Source organism: Saccharibacillus endophyticus (assembly GCF_013185185.1).
Classification (GTDB): Bacteria; Bacillota; Bacilli; order Paenibacillales; family Paenibacillaceae; genus Saccharibacillus; species Saccharibacillus endophyticus.
In genome coordinates this window covers 165,658-183,926 of record NZ_JAAZWE010000007.1, presented here as the reverse complement: position 1 = coordinate 183,926, position 18,269 = coordinate 165,658, and the positions used below count along the sequence as shown (strand labels likewise).

At 51.6% G+C, this 18,269-nt stretch carries 15 protein-coding genes; all 15 read right to left on the bottom strand.

Features of this window, described 5'->3' with window-relative positions; genetic code table 11:
- Positions 1 to 411 precede the first annotated feature (411 nt).
- Positions 412 to 2,133, bottom strand: a complete 1,722-nt coding sequence (locus tag HRQ63_RS22530) for a methyl-accepting chemotaxis protein (protein WP_172247408.1) — start codon at positions 2,131 to 2,133, stop codon at positions 412 to 414.
- A 367-nt stretch (positions 2,134 to 2,500) separates the two neighbouring features.
- Positions 2,501 to 3,883, bottom strand: a complete 1,383-nt coding sequence (locus HRQ63_RS22525) for an amino acid permease (RefSeq protein WP_172247407.1) — start codon at positions 3,881 to 3,883, stop codon at positions 2,501 to 2,503.
- Positions 3,884 to 4,506: 623 nt separating this feature from the next.
- A complete protein-coding gene (locus HRQ63_RS22520; protein WP_172247406.1) occupies positions 4,507 to 5,721 on the bottom strand; it encodes a Bcr/CflA family efflux MFS transporter in 1,215 nt (404 codons plus the stop codon).
- A 316-nt stretch (positions 5,722 to 6,037) separates the two neighbouring features.
- Positions 6,038 to 6,496 (bottom strand): hypothetical protein, encoded by a 459-nt coding sequence (locus HRQ63_RS22515; protein ID WP_172247405.1) that lies wholly within the window; start codon positions 6,494 to 6,496, stop codon positions 6,038 to 6,040.
- A gap of 60 nt (positions 6,497 to 6,556) precedes the next feature.
- On the bottom strand, positions 6,557 to 6,727 hold the full coding sequence (locus HRQ63_RS22510) for a thiazolylpeptide-type bacteriocin (protein WP_172247404.1): 171 nt from the start codon (positions 6,725 to 6,727) through the stop codon (positions 6,557 to 6,559).
- A 67-nt stretch (positions 6,728 to 6,794) separates the two neighbouring features.
- Positions 6,795 to 6,965, bottom strand: a complete 171-nt coding sequence (locus tag HRQ63_RS22505; protein ID WP_172247404.1) for a thiazolylpeptide-type bacteriocin — start codon at positions 6,963 to 6,965, stop codon at positions 6,795 to 6,797.
- Between the two features lie 125 nt (positions 6,966 to 7,090).
- Positions 7,091 to 7,849, bottom strand: a complete 759-nt coding sequence (locus HRQ63_RS22500) for an ABC transporter permease (protein ID WP_172247403.1) — start codon at positions 7,847 to 7,849, stop codon at positions 7,091 to 7,093.
- Positions 7,842 to 8,741 (bottom strand): ABC transporter ATP-binding protein, encoded by a 900-nt coding sequence (locus HRQ63_RS22495; RefSeq protein ID WP_172247402.1) that lies wholly within the window; start codon positions 8,739 to 8,741, stop codon positions 7,842 to 7,844. Before HRQ63_RS22495 ends, HRQ63_RS22500 begins: the two co-directional genes overlap by 8 nt.
- A gap of 19 nt (positions 8,742 to 8,760) precedes the next feature.
- Positions 8,761 to 9,579 carry a hypothetical protein gene (locus tag HRQ63_RS22490; protein ID WP_172247401.1) on the bottom strand — a complete coding sequence of 273 codons (819 nt, stop codon included), beginning with the start codon at positions 9,577 to 9,579 and terminating at the stop codon, positions 8,761 to 8,763.
- Complete coding sequence (locus HRQ63_RS22485; protein WP_172247400.1) at positions 9,580 to 10,311, bottom strand: SagB family peptide dehydrogenase; 732 nt, start codon at positions 10,309 to 10,311, stop codon at positions 9,580 to 9,582.
- Positions 10,298 to 11,131 (bottom strand): lantibiotic dehydratase C-terminal domain-containing protein, encoded by an 834-nt coding sequence (locus HRQ63_RS22480; RefSeq protein ID WP_172247399.1) that lies wholly within the window; start codon positions 11,129 to 11,131, stop codon positions 10,298 to 10,300. The genes HRQ63_RS22485 and HRQ63_RS22480 overlap by 14 nt, the downstream gene beginning before the upstream one ends.
- Before the next feature lie 13 nt (positions 11,132 to 11,144).
- Positions 11,145 to 12,431 carry a hypothetical protein gene (locus tag HRQ63_RS22475; RefSeq protein WP_172247398.1) on the bottom strand — a complete coding sequence of 429 codons (1,287 nt, stop codon included), beginning with the start codon at positions 12,429 to 12,431 and terminating at the stop codon, positions 11,145 to 11,147.
- A 14-nt stretch (positions 12,432 to 12,445) separates the two neighbouring features.
- Positions 12,446 to 14,125, bottom strand: coding sequence for a YcaO-like family protein (locus tag HRQ63_RS22470; RefSeq protein WP_172247397.1), 1,680 nt, complete (start codon positions 14,123 to 14,125; stop codon positions 12,446 to 12,448).
- Positions 14,109 to 15,689: a hypothetical protein gene (locus HRQ63_RS22465; protein ID WP_172247396.1), complete on the bottom strand. Its 1,581-nt coding sequence runs from the start codon at positions 15,687 to 15,689 to the stop codon at positions 14,109 to 14,111. Before HRQ63_RS22465 ends, HRQ63_RS22470 begins: the two co-directional genes overlap by 17 nt.
- Positions 15,686 to 18,253, bottom strand: a complete 2,568-nt coding sequence (locus HRQ63_RS22460) for a BAR domain-containing protein (protein ID WP_172247395.1) — start codon at positions 18,251 to 18,253, stop codon at positions 15,686 to 15,688. The genes HRQ63_RS22465 and HRQ63_RS22460 overlap by 4 nt, the downstream gene beginning before the upstream one ends.
- Positions 18,254 to 18,269: the final 16 nt, after the last annotated feature.

The following is an 18,269-nucleotide window of genomic DNA, read 5'->3' as shown; positions in this document are numbered from 1 at the left end:
ACTTGGAAAAGTCGATTGAAAGTTTGAGTTGAAGTTTTCCAAGTTCAAAGGCGTCTTGACCTGAATTTTTCTCTCCGTCTTCTCGCTTCCAGGCACGTTTGAGCTTCTCGACAGTCTTTCTTTGTCCCCTTCGATACATTGATTTTTCGTTTATCGATTAAACATAGACCTCTCATTCAAAAGAAACCCAGTCTCTGTATGGAGACTGGGTTTCTCGAAACTCTGGAAGCGAGAAGACAGACAGAAAAATTCAGTGAAGGATGCCTTTGAACTCGGAAAAAATCTTTATTTAAATCCAATCCGTTTTTCCGAGTGAGACAGCATCTTGTGAAGCATTTCGAAGACATGCACTTCGGAAGCATATGCTGGCAATTTGTCTCGAAGTCTTCTCGACAATGTGAACGGCTTCTCTTACAGTTTGAACTTCTTGACCGAGCTGGCCAAGGTCTCGATGCCTTGCTTCGAAGAGCGCACTCCGCTGAGTACGTCGGAAGCATTTTCGGCAGCCAGGCTGGCTTTTTCCGCGATGGTTCCCGTTCCGCTTGCGCCTTCTCCGGCGGACATCGCGATCTCGTCGGTGGACTTGACCAGGGTTTCCATCGAAGCGAGCAGCTCTTCCGTAGTTGCGCTCAAGTCAGTCGACAAGGCTTCGGTATCTCCGGCGCCTTCCGCGTACTCCTCGGAGGCTTTGAGCATCAATGCGTAATCGCCTTGCACGCTGCCTGCAAAGAACTCCAGCAAGCTCTCCGAATTGGTCTTCAGGCTTCCCACGGAACGCAGCACGGCTCCTGTTACTTCCTGAATTTCGTCGGCGGCTTGCTTGGAATCTTCCGCAAGCTTGCGAATCTCGGCAGCAACTACCGCAAAGCCTCGTCCTGCTTCGCCTGCTCTTGCCGCTTCGATCGAAGCATTAAGCGACAGCAGATTGGTTTGTGCCGTGATTTGGAGAATGGATTCGGCGAGCAATGTGATGCGTTCAACCGCGCGGGACTCTTCCATCGCCAGCTCCAGATTGCCTTTGACCTCTTCATAAGAAGCCGTGCCTTCGCGATACGACTGTTGGAACGTGGATTTCAACTCGGCTGCGCGAATGCTGAGGCGTTCCGACGAACGCGCGCCTTCCTGCGCTTTCATGGCGATCGATTCGAGTGCTCGACCGATCTCGGCCGACGTCTCGCTCATGCTCAGCGTCGAAGACGAAGTCTCCTCCATTCCCGCCGACAACTGCTCGGTCGTGGCGGAAATGTCCTGCACGCTATCGTCAAGCTCGGCCATCCGGCCCGCTACGCTATCCATGACTTGTTCAATACCGTGACTTTCGCGCTGCACATCCTCGATGATGACCCGGAATTCTTTGCGAGCTTCGGCTTCCGAACGGATCAGCAGAGCAAACTCGTCTTTTTCCTCCAAAAACCGCTCGTACGTCGGGTCATACTTCAGATCCAGTTCAGCCGTCTTTCGAATCAAACTGACCGCAACCTGCGTACGTTGGCGTACATTGCGAATAACGATTGCGCCGACCACGGCGGACACGGCAAGCGCCGCGGCCAAGCCGATCCACAGCGTGCGTTGAATTTGAAGCTGGTAGGCCAAGCTGTCGGCGATGATATCGTTGCTGTACGTATCGAGAATTTCTTCGATCTGATTGATATCATCGCGCGCGGCATCGAATTGTTCCATCGTTCCGCCTTGTGCGTCCGCTTTCCACGCGGCGAATTGAATCTTGAAGTCGTCAAACAATTCAAACGCGGTTTTGCCGGAATCCGGATGTTTATAACCTTCAATACGTTCCGGATGCGCCTTCATGATCGTCTCGGCTTTCAACACGCGTTCTTCCGTCTGCGCGACGTTTTCGTCAAAGTCGGCTTTGAGGTCGGTCAGCGCTTGTCCCGAAGCCGCTGCCATGCTCTGCTGCTCCGTCAGCGCCTGATAAAAGTCGCGATCGGCGTTCAGCAGCCAAGTGATGCTTTGGTGCGCTTCGTTATACAGACGTTCGATCAATCGCTCAGACAATCGGGAAACCAGGTTGACCGAAAGCGAGGAGAGCAGAACAAGCGCGATCAACGGCGGCACCAGCGGCAGCAGCATCTTGAAGCTAAGAGGCACATTGTTAAAGCGCATCCATTTGAACATATGGATCATCCTTCCCGGTAAAAGATCTTATTTCTACTTATCGGCATTTTCCGACAATTGTGAATAGGACTTTTTCCGGAAATTTCTATTTTTCTCGAAATATATCGGTTGATTGATTATAATTTCGACATTTATCGACTCCCAAAAGCTCTTTTTAGTTACTCGTTCAACCTCCGTTCACAACCAACCCCATGCCCTTCACGAACTTCCCGGATTCATATGGCTTGCGCAAATACAATGCCGTGACAGCAATATGGACGAACGCCTTGAATATAGCAAAAAAGCGAAACCGACGCCGAAGCGCAGTTTCGCTTTTTTCGATTTTTCGTTGAAAAGACTTTCCGGTTCAAGCTTTCGAGACAGCCTTTTACTTGGAGGAATCTCCGTGCGCGTTCGTCGACTTTTTCCCGATCCCGAACAGATAATAGACCGCGAACATAATCAGAATGAACGCAGCGCCCACGCCGAGCGGGATGCGCGTATCCGCATTGATGACCATGCCGACCAGCACCAGCAGCAGGAAGACGATTACGAAGTAATTCGCCGCCGGGAAGAACAAAGACTTGAACGGATGGCTGTCCATCTCGCTCGCATGCTCGCGGCGGAACCGGAATTGGCCGATCGCCATTGCGAACCACGGCACCATGCCCGGCAGGATACTCGCGCTGTAGATATACAAGAACAGCTTGGAATCCGGCATCAGATAGTTGAGCAGCACGCCAATCAGCAGCAAAGCGATCGTCGTCATGATACTGTTGCGCGGCACGCCGCTTTTGGAAATTTTCCCGAAGAACTTCGGCGCTTGACCGTTCTCCGCCAGCGTGAACAGCATGCGTCCCGCGCTGTAAATGCCGCTGTTGCAGCCGGACATCGCCGCCGTCAATACGACGAAGTTGATGATGCCCGCCGCCGCGACGATGCCGACCTTGGCGAAGGTCAATACGAAGGGACTGCCCGTCACGCCGACTTCGTTCCACGGATAGATAGTCACGATCACGAAGATCGCGCCGACGTAGAACACGAGAATCCGCCACACGATGTTTTTGATCGCTCTTCGCAGCGTCACTTTCGGATTCTCCGCTTCGCCCGCCGTGATCCCGATCATCTCGATGCCCTGGTAAGCGGCGGTGACGATACAGAGCGCGAACAGGAAGCCTTTCAGCCCGCCCGCGAAAAATCCGCCGTGTTCATACAGATTCGCGAAGCCGATCGGAACGCCGCCGTTGCCCCATCCGAAAAAGATCAGGCCCGTACCGAGAATCAGCATGGCCACGATCGCGACGACTTTGATCATGGCGAACCAGAATTCGAATTCGCCGTAGAATTTCACTGCCGCCATATTGGCTGCCGCGATAATTCCGACACCGACCAGAGCCGGAATCCACTGCGGGATATCCGGATACCAGTAACCGAAGTAGATCCCGATCGCCGTCACTTCGGACATGCCGACCGTTACCCACAGGAACCAATAGCTCCAAGCCGTCAAATAACCCGCGACCGGATGGATATATTTATGCGCGAACGTGGCGAAAGATCCCGTGACCGGCTCGGCAATCAGCATCTCTCCCATAATTCGCATGACAAGGAACATCACGAGTCCCGCCAGCATGTACGCCAGCAGCACCGACGGTCCCGCCCATTGTATCGTGCTTGAGGACCCCATGAACAGGCCGACTCCGATGGTTCCCCCCAGCGCGATCAGCTCGATATGCCGGGCTTTAAGCCCCCGGCTTAATTGTTTCTCTTCCACAACCAACGCCTCCAAAATTCTCACTGTTTCTTATTTTTCGCATGAATCGGCTCTGCTGTGCATGAAAAGTTAATTTCATCGTACGTTAAAGCGTCGCAGAATCGCACCAGCAAATTCTATGCCAATCGTTTTGAAAAAACAACAGGAAATCTCACGGCTCTGACACGGTTACGGTATGTTAGGGGGACTGTAGTACGCCTATGAAGGACAAACATTCATTCGGAAAGAAAAAGAATCAGGCATCCGGGCAAAAGCGTTCAGAGCAGATGTCTCGTTAAAAAGGACAAAAAAAGATTATGAATTTTTGTGAAAAAGTCGGATCGGGGAAGGATTAGGCGCTTGAGGCGCTGCGGGAGAAATTACCAGCATATGCTTCCGAAGTGCATTTCTTCGAAATGCTTCACAAGATGCTGTCTCAGTCATAAAGCTTTCAGCTTTACGACTTCAAAGGCGTCTTTCACTGAATTTCTCCCTCCGCTAATGCGCCTAAATCCAATCCGGATTTTTCTAGGGCGGGAAGGAAAGGAAAATTAAATATCGTTATCCCGCACGAGATTCCGGGATAAAAAACAAAACTCCTGTCTGGACCTAAGTCCGTGCAGGAGTTTTAAATAGGATCGTTCTTACGATTTGACCGATTCTTCTTTCTCGGGGCGCGTCATCATAAAGAAAGCTGTCGCGCCGAGCAAAGCCGTCACGAACAAGATCGCGCCCATCGGGACCGGCGTACTCTCGTCCAATCCGACGAGCGGCGATACGATCGAGCCGATCAGCAGCGGGAACAATCCCAGCACCGCGCTGGCGCTGCCGGCCCGATGGCCTTGGCGCGCGATGGCGAGCGTGAACGTACTGGTTGCCGTGATCCCGATCGTGATCATGTAGACGAATAGCGGAACGACGATCGTGTACAAAGGCCCTTGAATGATCGAAGATATCAGCAGCACAAGCGTGGCGCTCGCTGCCGTAACGACGCCGATCCGAAGCAGATTTCGCTCGGGCACGAAGCTGCTGAAACGCCCGATGATGAAGCTGCCCAGAATGATCGCGATGCCGTTGATGCCGAACAGGATACTGAATGCCTGCGGCGATACGCCGTAAATATCCTGATACACGAACGGCGTACCGGATACATAAGCGAAGCTGCCGCCGTGGATAAATCCGAGCGTCAGGGCATAGCCCATGAACGAACGGTCTTTCATCAGGCTGCCCATCGTGCGTAGAGAATGACCGATCGAGCTCGGCTGTCTTTTTTCCGGCGGCAAAGTCTCCTTAAGCCGGAAGCCGACGATCAGCAAAATGATGAAGCCGAGCAATCCGAGCACGTAGAAAATGGTGTGCCAGCTCGAACCCGGCAGCAGCAGCACGGCTCCGCCGATGATCGGGGCGAGCAGCGGCGCGACGGCGTTGATGACCATCAGCAGCGAGAAGAACTGCGTCAGTTCGCGGCCGCTGAACACGTCGCGCACGACGGCTCGGGACAGCACGATGCCGCCCGAAGCGGTCAGGCCTTGCAGGAAACGGGCCGCGATCAGCATCTCGATGCTGGTCGACAGCGCGCACATGACCGAAGATGCGGCGAACAGAAGCAGCGAGATCAGCAGCGGCCCCCGCCGGCCGCGGGCGTCGCTGATCGGACCGACGATGATCTGGCCGATCGCAAGGCCGATCAGGCAGGCGGTGAGACTGAGCTGCACGAGCGAAGCTTGCGCGCCCAGATCGGAAGCGATCCCGGGGAAGCTGGGCAGGTACATGTCGATGTTGAGCGGACCGAGAATGCCGAGCGTGGACAGAAGCAGCGCAAGTCCGAGCCGCTCGCGGCCCGTGGGGTTATGCAGCATGGTTGAATGGTTCTCCTTTTCCGTACAAGCGATGTATATTCATAGAAGGAATTGTATAAGCCACGGAAAAGGGTGTCAACGACGCATGTCCTTTTCAAAAAAAAATTAATTAGCCGTCTGCCAACACCTCGGATGCCGGGATATCGTCCGCGCGGTTGCAGCCGAAGCCGATTTCGCCGCGCGTGGTTATAAATGCCGAGCATTTGCTCGTTCGTTGACCAGGCATTGAATGAACGAATGCGAAGTGTTTCCTTTGCTCTGCGTGAAAGCGTAAAAAGGAACCTCTCTATAAAAGAGAAGTTCCTTCATTCCAAGTTCACAATACTGTATTCGCTCCGATTCTGACTGACGCGGCACGCAATACGTGCAGGCGGCGACTTCTGCCGGAAAATGCGCTTTGTTCCATTGTTCGATACTCGACGCGTTTGCGATTTAACACTTTTAATAGTTTGTCGTATAGCTGTTCGACTTCTTCTCGGCGCGATTCGGCCCCGTCAGCCCCGAGTAAAAGGATGCACTGCGACGTGTCGGCAGGTATAGCGAATTGTTCGTTTTCATAGATATGGATATCCTTGCTGGTATCCGATCGAACAAACACTTTACCTTCGTTAAAGAATAAGAAACGCAGCAATGTTTCGCCCGGGTACCGCAAGTTGTGCTCAGCCTCCGCTTCGAACAATAAATATAGCGTGTCGTCCGTACAAGCTTCCCGACTAAGACGTTCTAAGAAATTCAAATCCAATTTAGCCAACTTTTTACCCAACAACTCTTCCACCGCCAGTTCCTCCCTTCACGTTTGTAAAAGTATTTGATCTAAAGGATGTTATGTCAGAAATTACGACGAGCAGCACGAGCTGGAACCGCACGTCGAGCAGCCGTTGCTGATCATCGATCCGCTGGTCGCTGCCGTTTCCGGCAAAGCGGTTGCTTCGCTGATTTCCACGAAATCCAAATCCTCGATATCCGAAAACAGTTCCTCGACCAGCTTATTGTTTGCTTTTTCCATGTTTAACGTCTCCTTTGATTTTGTTTTATTTTTTACTGGAGTTGCTTCCGTCAAGAATGCGGAGCGATTACGACGAGCAGCACGAGCTGGAACCGCACGTCGAGCAGCCGTTGCTGATCATCGATCCGCTGGTCGCTGCCGTTTCCGGCAAAGCCGTCGCTTCGCTGATCTCCACGAAATCCAAATCCTCGATATCCGAAAACAGTTCCTCGACCAGCTTGTTGTTTGCTTTTTCCATGTTCATTCGCTCCTTTGGCATCTAGTGATTTATGATGAGCGGCACGGGTGCAAGATTTATGGCGCAGATTCCGCAGCCGAACATTATCGAATTTAAAAGAACCGGCAGCTATTTCAGACAAGCTACTAGGCGATTTTCCCGAACTTCTTCTGGACCATGATGCCGGCTCCGACAAATACTGCCGAAACGACGATCAGGATAGCGGCTTCTTTTCCGTAATCGAGCAGATTCCCCGTGCCCGACCACAGTCCGCGCATCATCTCAAGCCCATACACGATCGGATTGAAGATGTACACGAATTCGCGCAGAAAACTCGGGAACATTTCCGGCGGAAACGTGAGGCCGCCCAGGAAAATCTGGTAATAAAACACGAGCTGGGAGACGCCTTGATACGTGACGCTTTTGTTGATGAGCGAGGTCAGGAAGTAGGTGAGCGCAAATTGGTACACGTTGATCAGCAAGAAAGCGGCAGCGATGTTCGGCAGGCTTTCGTACGGGATGACCACGCCTTTCGCGACTGCGGCAAAAGCCATCAGCAGCATGGAGGCTGCGATTTGGAACAGGAAAGTCGCGATATATAATCCGGACGATACGGTTAATCCGGAAATGCCCAGCAGCTTGAATTTCAACAAATTGCCTTGTTCTTTGTACAGCATGAAGGTCTGACCGTAGATCACCAATACGCCGTTGACGATAATGATCGGGATATACGCCGGCACGAGCAGATCGGTAAGCGGAATGTTTCCGTCTACCTTGTAACCTGCAAGCAGATTGCTGAAAATGAAGAACATGGCGATCGGCAGCGAGAAGCCAAGAATCAAGCTTTTGGCATTGCGCATCAGCAATTTGATCTGGTAGCCCGACAGGGCGATTAAATTATCCATGTGAGATCTCTCCATTCTTCACTAAGGTATAACCAAGCATTTTCAGGAAAGCGTCCTCGAACGTATAGTTTTTAATGGCGATATCGTAACCGCCCAATCCTTTGACTTTGCGATAGATTTCTTCTTCCGAGTCTTCTTGGTAACTGACGCACAGCACGCCTCCGTGATTCGAGAGCTTGCTGCCGAAACAGCTGCCGAACGCTTCTTTGTCATCCGTTCGGAATTCGATTTTCTTCGTGCTTTCGAATTCTTCGCGAATGATTGCGGACACTTTGCCGATTCGGCTGATTTCTCCTTTGTCCAAAATGACGACCTCGTCGGCCAGGTACTCGACTTCGTCAAGGAAATGGCTGGTCAAAATAATGGTGACTCCTTTTTCCTCGTTCAATCGCTTCACGTAATCCCAGATTTGCCGACGCGCCATCGAATCCAATCCCGTAGACAATTCGTCGAAAATGATCAGTTCGGGTTCTCCGATCAACGTCAGCAGAATCGATAATTTTTGGCGTTGTCCTCCCGATAGGCTTTTGACATAAGCTCCTTTGAATTCAGCCAAGCCGAAGTCTTGCAGCAGTTGATCGAGATCGGCCGAACTTTTCAAGATTTTACGGTACAGTTTGCATACTTCGTATACTTTGGCCTCGCTCTCGTAAGACGAAGATTGCATCTGATATCCGACTTTGCGGTACAGCAGCTTGCGATCGAATCCGTATTCGATATGACCTTCGTACTTCACGATATTCATGATCGAATTAATCAACGTTGTTTTTCCGGCACCGTTATGGCCCAATACGGCCACTATGCTTCCGCGTTCAACATTGAAACTTACATTCCGGAGTGCCTTTTTGCTGCCGTACGTTTTCGTTAACCGATCCAATTTAATCATGCTCATGCGAATCCCTCCTTTTCATTCAAAAAGCTTGGCTGGCCGTCATTTTCATCTCCGGCAAAGTAAAGCGGAATATGCGGTTGATCGATAAGGCTGCGTCTACGTATAATTTGCGATGGGTATCGTTGATCAAAAACAACAGATTATTGACTAACAAAGAGTAAACCGTGAGCAGATTGGCATAAGACGGCCGCGTCGGCGTATCCGAACCGGAATGGACAACTGCCGAATACCCGGTTAGGTCGATTTGCTCTTGCTTCGAAAAGGCGCAGGGGCCGAGCGTCATTTCGTCTACCGAATAAGGGAGGATGCAGCTGCAATCGGGGATCGAATCCTCACGATTCAGATACAGCCTTTCCGCTACAACGATGGTTCGGCGCGCAGGATCGACGGCTGCCGCATCTTCCATGCCGTTTACCTGAAACCCGTTGTTGATCAGCAGTGCGGTCAAGACGCCGTTCACGTCTCCCAATACGCGAATATTCGTTTGATCCAGCGCCTGCCGATATCGTGCCAATTCTTCGTTCGGGGTTCCGGTACGTTCGCATAAATGAAACACGTTTCGTACATTCAATTCCTTGTTCAGCGATTCCCTGTTTTTCGACAACAGAAACTTTTCCGGCGCCGACTTGAGCAGGCCGAGCAGCAGCTTCGTTTCTTCCGATCTGCCCGGCTTTGCCCGATCAAGATCGATCCCTTCATAGAGCATATTTTGCAGCCGATTGTAATCCACTTGATCTCCAAGTCTTACTTGAATGATGCTTTTGTCGAAAATGTGCTCCATGTAAAGTTCTTGCCTGTCGCGCACCAGCCGATTTTCGGCCCGCAAAGCACAGATCATTTATCCCACCACCATCACGTAAAGTAAGTCGTAATCGCTTACCGCCCGTTGGAATTCTTCTTCATAGAATCCTCCGATGCATACCGAGTTCAAACCCATGAGTTCGGCGCATAGCGACAAGTTTTGAGCCATATGTCCGATTTCCTGATTGAGCAGCCGATAGGATAATTCTCCGTATTTTTCTTCCAACAATTGGTAGTCGCTGGCGAAAAACAATTTGATCGGAAATTCGGCCAATCCGGGGTCGATCACCGCGGCATCCAAATGCTTGCTCGGGTCTTTCGAATATCGCTCCAGCATATGTCGATACGGATTGTAGCGATACACATCGCCTTCGAGTCCCGGAAGATCGGCGGCTACGAACAACGTGCAAGGATACAGGGCGCCGGGAGAAGGATAAGCGAAGTACCCGTTGTTTTCATCCGTGACGCCGACGGAAAATTGCAGCAGCCTGGCCAACAAATCCAGATCCAATTTCGCTTCGGAACGTATTCGGCGCGTCCTGCGGCTTACTAAAAGACGCTCCGTCTGTCCGTCCGCTTCGACGCGGGGAAGAACGATCCCCTCCAACAGCTCCCATTTTTTGATCGAACGCACTTTTTTGATTTGAACCGATGTCCGATCCTTTCTGGAAACGCTGACCCGGTGAAATTTTTTGCGCAGCTCTGATCGATCCGGCTCGGGCTGCCACCAGGACTCTTCATATCTTGCAAGGCGGTCATCCTTCTCCATGCAAGACCTCCTTCGAGTTCGACAAAAACGCTGCCAGCTCATGTTCGAGTTCAGGATGAACGCCGATTCGATTATTCGTCATATGCATATGCGAAAAGATTACGCCTTGAGGCAAATCAGCCAATTGAACGACATGATCCAAATACTCGCGATACAATTGCGGCGCCGTTGCCGAAGCGGCCGCCTGAGCCGTTCGGCTTTCGATATGGCGCCAAAGCCTTTCGTCGATCGCCGAAGACTCTTGCCGACGGTAACCCGACCATAACCACGCGTATCGAGCATGATCATCCTCGGCGGCTTCGCCCTTTTGTTTCAACAACCGAACCGTCCAATACAGAAGTTCGGCAGCAGCTAAAATCCGGTAAGGAAAAGCCATCGTATTGAGCTTCGTCGCCATTTGACTGCTTATACAGAAGACTTCTTCGGAACGCTCCATGCGGCCTTCGCCGCCGTAACGTTCGATTTCCGGTTCGTAAGGGACATGTTCGACGCTGCCGTGCCGCTTCCAGTAGGTTTGCCGGATCCCTTCGCCTTTCAGCATCTCCGGCGTATAAAACCGCTCATAATCGATCAGCCGAACCGTTTCCGTTTCAAGAAAGCCGCGGATCGAATCCGAGAATGCCGCACGGAACGTTTCGGCGTCGAACCTGAGATCCGTTTTGAGCCTGAGCCGAATATGAGGGCCTCCCAACCAATAGCGGATAAAAAACCAATCGGTATCCGCAGAAATGCGTTCCTGAACGAAAGCGGGAAAGGCCTGTCTCAAATACCGATCCAACGCAGAGTAATCATGAATATACGCATGATAGGCATGCCACATTCGCTCACCTCCTTCACAGTACGCATCGCAGCGGGGTTACTTCGCTTCCGCATAACACGCCTATGTAATTAATTTCCCATCCATCGTTCAACTCCAATACCTCTTTCAAGTATTCGTCGTTATGGTTCTTCATCGGACGAAACGCATACCCTTGTCCGGCGCTGTATAAGCAAGCGGCTTGCATAAGTTCTCCCGCCGCTAACAACACGGGCAACAATCCGCAATCTTCGATCCGACGATCCTCGGAAAAACAAACGACGACATACGAATACGTGCTCAGATCGAAAAATTCATGATCGTTATGCAAAATCCGTCCAAAATCGATCGGACCGTTTTTGATGCTTCCGTCATCCATCAGCAGCCGATGCCTTTCCGCGATGCAAAAGCGAAGAGCCGGATTGGAGGATTGCCGAACCGCGTCCAGCAATACCCGTCTCGCTTCCTCCGCCTTGAAGCGTTCGAAGCTTTCCGAAAGGTTAAAGTTTCCGATCATGGTGTGCGCCGAGCTTCTCAATCGCTCGATCGGCAAAGCCTCGCGAGACGGGCGATGCTCCGCCTGTTTTCTCCCTTTCGCGGAGGCGAAACGAAACTTTCGGAGCAAAGGACTCACAAAAGTCGTCGGCTTAAGTTCATCGAAGCGTTTGAGGGTCGGAATCCGACCGGTACGCGGCGTACCTCGCAGTTCCATCTCGCCGGCCGGCCGTTCCAGTTCAAGCATGAACGAAGCATAGAGCGAATCCGTCGGCGTTCCCAATCGATCCAGCACGTCTTTCGCCCCCGGCGACTCGTAGGTTACGTACGGAATGTCCGCCGCAGTCAACGCGTTTTTCGCATTCCCCAATACGTGACCTGCATCCAGCAGGCTCAGATAAAGCGAAAATTCGCCATAGTATCTGGAGATATTCAGCAGATCGGATAACCCGATGACGTAGACGGCGTCCCGATCCCATTCCCGACCCAATTTTTCCGAATCGGTCAGATAAAAACGGTCTTCGTACAAGTCGTAAAAGTGAACGCTGCCGTCGATCACGAACAGCAGCTGGCAGGAATGCATATTGCGCGTGGACGGGGAAGAATTGTGATCCTGATACCGACTCAGGATATCGAAGCGGTTGATTCGGAGCGTGGCCGCCGTCAACCGATCCAGCAGACTCTCCAATTCCGTTCCCGACGCCGGGCAGGCTACCGTTCCCCCCGAAAAATAAGGACGTTTCACGAAAGGGGTCAGATGCGTCAGATGCGTCAAGCCGTAACGACCCCGCGAATAGCATTTATAGTATTCGAACTCCAGATGCGGCACGATATGACCTCCTTTCACGGAAACGGATGCGGAACTTCTTGAGACGCCGCCGAACTGCCGTCCAGACCGTTGAGCCTGATCGCCTGTTCCAGCCGCTCCCTGTTAATGTTTTGATACTGCATCCCGAAGCCTATGTTTTGCAGCGAAGGGACATGAATTTTGGTGCAGCTCAACCCCATGTCCGTTAAAAAAGAATGACTGAGATCGGAAATGTAAATGTCCGGGTGATATTGAAGCAAAGGCTTCAGCAGACGATCCAGCAATTCTTCGCGAGCCATAGGATCGGCCGGCATGCTTCGTCTGGCAATGTTCTTTTCGATCGGTTCGACCCTGTCGGTTTGAAGCGCAAATTCCAGGTGAGGCTTCATGCTTACGGATGAATACAGGTACAAATGATCTTCCAAGCGGCTTACTTTCGAGTAATCACTCTTCAATTCCTCAAGTTCAAAAGGCGTATATTTGTCGTACATGTAAGATTTGAACACTTTGATCGAAGTCGAAGCTTCCACGAGCGCCGAGCGAATCGCGGAAATCGGATTGGGGTTGGCTCCCGCCGCCGTATAGAAAGCCAAGCTATCGGGATCTTCTCCGACATATTCCAGCAGCACCCAATAAGCGGGAATGCCGGATTCCAACGTGATATCGAAAATGTTCGTTTGGTAATCCAGCATTTCCAGATAAGCCAACATCAATCGGATGTCTTCGTCGGCCAATCGGTCCGTACCCTCGATCCTGAGCGGCTGCGATCGGGTATACCAATGAACAAGGAAGGAATCACGTTCGACGACTTCCAGCAGCGACGCGGCGACCGCCTCTTCCCAGCTGCTGCCGATCGCGGTTCCGTTCGAAGTTTCCGCAAGATAACGCGGTTCCGGATCGAAGCGTTCGAGATGTTCGCCGGAAAAATACGCCACTTGTTCGGGAACGAGTGTATTGCGGCGGTTTCCGTAATCGTAAGCCTGTCTCCACTTGAGAGACTTGTCGGTCGAATAGGCGTCAAACGCGAAAGTTTCCATCTGCGTTTGCGATTCGGTATACCGTCTGAAGCGATACATCGACACGTACTCCCGATCCGCCTCTTCCAGTTCCTTTTCGCTTGCCCTAACGTATCGCGTGTTCGGCGCAGCCGCCCCATGAAAACGTTCCAGCGCCTCCAAAAGCCCGGTGTAATAAGATTCCGTGTACGTCGAAGATCGACCGTAAGCATCGTAACTTCGGGTGCCGAGCCGGGCGTCGAATGCGATCAGAGGCATCGAGTCGGCGATTCCGCGATAGTGTCCTTTGAACAATCCGAACAACGGGTGAATCAAGTCGGCATGGTAAGGTTCCAAAGCCTCTACGACAGCGCCGAAATCCCGCGTACGGAATTGACGGAACGTAAGCCGGGCATTTTCTTCTCCGACGATACGGAGCTGCCGACTATCCGCCGGAGAATGATCAAGCAGGTTTCTGATTTCTCCGGATTTCCGAATGCGGTCATACACCACGTAAGTGTCTTCCGGCGCCGATCGGGTGAATCGGTTCAATAGATCGAGATCGAGTCGGCTCAAGTTTTGTTCTTCGAATTCTTCGATAGGCAGCTCCGTATTATCCGACAGTCTCGGCAAAATGTTTTGCTCCCAGCTCTGTTGATCCGCGGCAATCACCAACTCGCGGATTTGTTTGAATATCGGGCTTTTAAGCACTGTACTCACCTACATCGATCCGGCGCACGCAGAGTCCCGATTCCAGCAGCTCGTACTCGCGGCTCCAAACCAGTTCTTCGTACCGAATATTTCGTTCTTGGAAAAGGCTGAGCGCATTTTCGATAAAGGCCGGCTCTTGTCCTTCTTCCGGAAGTTCGGTTTCGGGCAGGCTGCGGATATCGATCTTCTTCTCGTATGCATCGAACGGAAGTCGAATTCGAACGTCCGGATTCAACAGCCGACAAATGTAGTGCACGATAGCCTGCTCCAGCTCTTCTTGCAAGCGGATCGTTTTGCGGCCGCTGCCGAATGGTCGGCCTTCCGGTCCTACGATCGAGATTTTATAAGACCCGGAATCGGAATGCCGTTCCAAACAAATTTCGGTGTTTTCCAAAAAATTGCGGTAAGCCCGAAAAGCTTTGATCCCTTCTTTCGCGGACGTCGATAAGCGAAACGCTTGCCTTGGCTCGTCCAAATGCGCAAGCAGCAGTTGAGTTTTGCGATAGTAGTAATCTTCCGTTCGCGCAACAAGCCATTCCCCGCCAGTATGCTTCTGGAAATAATGTCTGAGCGCAAAAGCGATAGCTTCGACTCCGTTTTCTTCAAAATGAAGCCCTACAGCCGCATACTCCGTCTGGTCGGCGGCATCTTTAATCCCGTAAGCGGAAAAGCCGATCTGTTTCAAGCGTCCGTATTCGGCGGATTGATTGGCGATCTTCAATCCGAGACGGCCGCCTTCCAAATAACGTTCGAACCGGTCGATGCGCTCGATCGGAAGACGGTCGCCTACTCGAAGGGGAGCCTGAGACGTGCTTACCACCTCGACTTCTCCGGGAGCCGAATCCGTTTCGATGAACTTCACGTTTTCATTGATATAAAACGTATCGCGGCCGAAGCCCGACAACCGCTTGATCGTGAAGATCAGCAGATAAAAAGGACCGAACTTGCGCAAAAGCGGATGGATGTCTTCGTTCAAGCGTTCGTACTCCGGATCTGCGGCGGATGTGCCGCACCAGCCGGAATTGTACGTTTGCAAAAAAAGATGATGCGATCGGTTTTCCAAATCTTCGCGTTCTGCCGTGATCAAAAAGGCGCCGTCCGCAACGTCTTCTACCCGTTCGTAGACCCGGACTTTTTTGCCGTACTCTTCAAAAGTGCCGACCAGATCGGGCAGCAGCCGTTCCAATTCGGCAGATATCGCGATCGGTGTTTGAGCAACATGTTCGATTTCGGCGGCCGGAGCGTGCGAATGCGGCCAATACTGGGCCACGATCGGAAACCAGGCGGCTTCGGTGTATCGTTCAATGGCGTCACCGGGTCGAAAACCGAATAGAACGCCGCTTTCCATCAACATTTTGACCAGCTTGAGCGTTTGCCGGTCTTCTTGCCCTCGAAGCAGCTCTTCCAAAGCGGCGCCTCCCCGAGTCTGCCGCAGCAGTTCGAGCAGCCGTTCGTGTTCGTCGATGCCCAGTCGGAATTTCAGCGTTTTGTAACTGGTTTTGAGCAGCGTCGTTTCGTCTTTCCGATAAATCATGACGTTCTCCCGGTTCAACAAATTCAGCTTCGCATTCACGACTGTCCCTCCTTTTTATAAAATTCGATATCGTATTCCGTCGCGTGCGGGGAATCGTCGCCCAGAAATTCCTCCAGATACAGATTCTCGTAAGCGGAAGCCGCATATTTGCAAATGATCTCTTTCTCCATCACCTTTACCGATACCGGGTCGAGCAAGTCGACATAAAAAGGTTTGAAGTCGATCAGGCGAAACGTTTTGTCCGAAAGGTCTCTTTTAGCCGTGATGAAAAATCGCTTGGCCGAATTGCATTCCGTATAGTGCAAATTGAGTCGCTTGTAATGTTCGGCCGGGCTTTCTTCTTCGCGCTTGCCCAGGATCGGGACCATGGCGGCGAGAGCGGTTCTTTTTCGGCACACTACGACCCGTCCGGCGGACATTCGGGGTACGGAAGAATGTTGGACCAGATCGGCAAATTTGAACGTCATGCGGCCGGAAGCGAACAATTGCAGCAGCGTCGAAATGTATCCGGGCATCGCTGTCGGAATCAAAGAGCCCCGGAAAAGAATTTTAAGCGGAAGTCCGGTATCTTTTTCGAAAAAACGTACAGCTTTCGTCACGGGGTCGCAGCCGATCGTCAACGTTTCGACTTTGAGATAGTCTTCCGCGATTTTCGAGAAACGTTTGCGGCCCGTTCCGACCGTCTTCACGCACTGAGTCAAGGTAGACTCTTTGATATTTCCGTTGAATCCGAAGTTTTCGGTGTACTCGCGATACCCTTGCCCGTAGTAGTAATCTTCTTCGAACTGCTTGTAAGCTTCGCTTGATCGCAAATAATCTTGGAAATAATCCATGAACCGCGATTTGTATTTTTCCTGGCCGTCATAAATCGCATTCACGATCTTGCGTCGGCCGTTCATTTGAATAAAAAAGCTTGAAGACAAATCGGCCATGACATAAACCGGTTCCGGAATGCGGCGAGCATATCGTTCGACGAGCGGCAAAATATCGACTTCTTCGCAGCCTTCGCAAAGCACGTTCAATTCATGAATGAATTGCAGCTTGAGCTCGTCGAGCTGCTTCACCCATTTCGATTCGGTCTCCGCATGACAGTAGAAGGGTCCCGACCAATACGGGAGAATCGGCTTCGAGACATCGAACAAAGCAGTGAAGAAACGACTGTCCAGTTCAGTGATGTTTTCCCGGTCAAGGCGTGCTCCCAGCTCCAACTGCATCCGGACATTCACGTCAAACAATAAAGAGATCTTTTGCAGCGCTTCGAAAACGGGCAGATCTTCTTCGATCCGGTCCGCCGCGATCGGCAAAGGTTCCGCAATCACCCCGTCTTCGTAAAACAACCGACTCGGATCCATGCGAACGCGTTTGGCTTCCGGATACTCGTTGAGTCGAAGACCGACTTCCTGATACAAGCGGCTGCGTTCTTCCATGTCTTCGCATTCGCCCAGCCGGTTTTTCGTATGAATCAGCAAATTCAAGACTTCTTCCAGTTCTCCGGACTTCTCTGCCGAAAGGTACAAACGTCCGGCTTCGTTAATTTCTTTGATGAATCCGGCTTCGGTTTGCTGCGAAAACCCGATAGCGGGAATCAGTAATCCGATCTGTACGTACTCTCGAAGCAAACGGCAAAGTTCTTCCTTGGTCACGCCGCGCTCCCGGAACAGTTCCTCGAAATCGCTCAAGCTCACCATATGGTTCACGCTGTGCGCTTTGAAGAAGCCTGCCAGTTCTTCGTTCATGCGCAGCTTTTTCAAAATTTCGCTGGTTTCGAAAATCTTCTCGCTTTTTCGGTCGTCCCGAGTCGCCACAAAGCTGATCGAGACCTGTCCTTGCGCATATTCGATCGATAAAGGCGGGATTTTATAGAGCACGTTCCCGTAAAAGCTGTCTTCGCCAAGCAGGTACTCGAAAACCAACCGGTTAAGAAACGTATAATTGATCTTGCTCCACCGCCGAAAATGAAGCTGTCCAGGTCCCTTGGCCGCTTGTGCTTCCGATACGCGCTCAGCTCGTCCTACACGCGTGATCTCGGCAAACGGGCTGGTTTTGAAAGCCGCTCTGGCCAAAACTTTGTACAGCGTGTAGTCCAGTTTGCGTTCCGAATTTTTATGCTCTCGCGACGGCGTATCCAGATACTTTCGCAGCTTGGCATACATGTTGGGCTGAATCATCAGCAGGTTGTTTTGCAGTTCGCCGCTGCTTCCGACCACCGCATGCATGCGTTGCCTGGAATCGTTCAACAATCTTTCGTAATCGTCCGTAAAGATCCGATCGGCTTCGGCTAAAGCATTCCAGCTTTTCCGAAGCTTCTCTATCGTCTCCGAAGCAGGAGCAAGTTCCGGCCCTGCTTCCCGAACCAATTTCTCGAATCGCGAAAAGCGTTCGTTGTAAACGGCTCTTTTGAGATTGAGCAACAGGGAACTTCCTTCGCTTTGCATAAGCGTTTCCAGAGTAGCAACCGCTTCGGCCTTGGCTTGTCGAAAATGTTGACGAAGATCGACCGTTTGCCGATTAAAGTTCTCCAATTCGTTGCGACCCGCAACTTCAATCGCTTGCTTGTCCAATGAATTGGTTCTGACCAGTACAAAAGGATTGACGTACGACATAGGGATTCCTCCTTTC

Coding starts and splice junctions, on each gene's coding strand:
- HRQ63_RS22530 (WP_172247408.1), bottom strand. CDS start 2,133: ATGTTCAAATGGATGCGCTTTAACAATGTGCCTCTTAGCTTCAAGATG.
- HRQ63_RS22520 (WP_172247406.1), bottom strand. CDS start 5,721: ATGCTGCATAACCCCACGGGCCGCGAGCGGCTCGGACTTGCGCTGCTT.
- HRQ63_RS22510 (WP_172247404.1), bottom strand. CDS start 6,727: ATGGAAAAAGCAAACAATAAGCTGGTCGAGGAACTGTTTTCGGATATC.
- HRQ63_RS22505 (WP_172247404.1), bottom strand. CDS start 6,965: ATGGAAAAAGCAAACAACAAGCTGGTCGAGGAACTGTTTTCGGATATC.
- HRQ63_RS22500 (WP_172247403.1), bottom strand. CDS start 7,849: ATGGATAATTTAATCGCCCTGTCGGGCTACCAGATCAAATTGCTGATG.
- HRQ63_RS22495 (WP_172247402.1), bottom strand. CDS start 8,741: ATGAGCATGATTAAATTGGATCGGTTAACGAAAACGTACGGCAGCAAA.
- HRQ63_RS22490 (WP_172247401.1), bottom strand. CDS start 9,579: ATGATCTGTGCTTTGCGGGCCGAAAATCGGCTGGTGCGCGACAGGCAA.
- HRQ63_RS22485 (WP_172247400.1), bottom strand. CDS start 10,311: ATGGAGAAGGATGACCGCCTTGCAAGATATGAAGAGTCCTGGTGGCAG.
- HRQ63_RS22480 (WP_172247399.1), bottom strand. CDS start 11,131: ATGTGGCATGCCTATCATGCGTATATTCATGATTACTCTGCGTTGGAT.
- HRQ63_RS22460 (WP_172247395.1), bottom strand. CDS start 18,253: ATGTCGTACGTCAATCCTTTTGTACTGGTCAGAACCAATTCATTGGAC.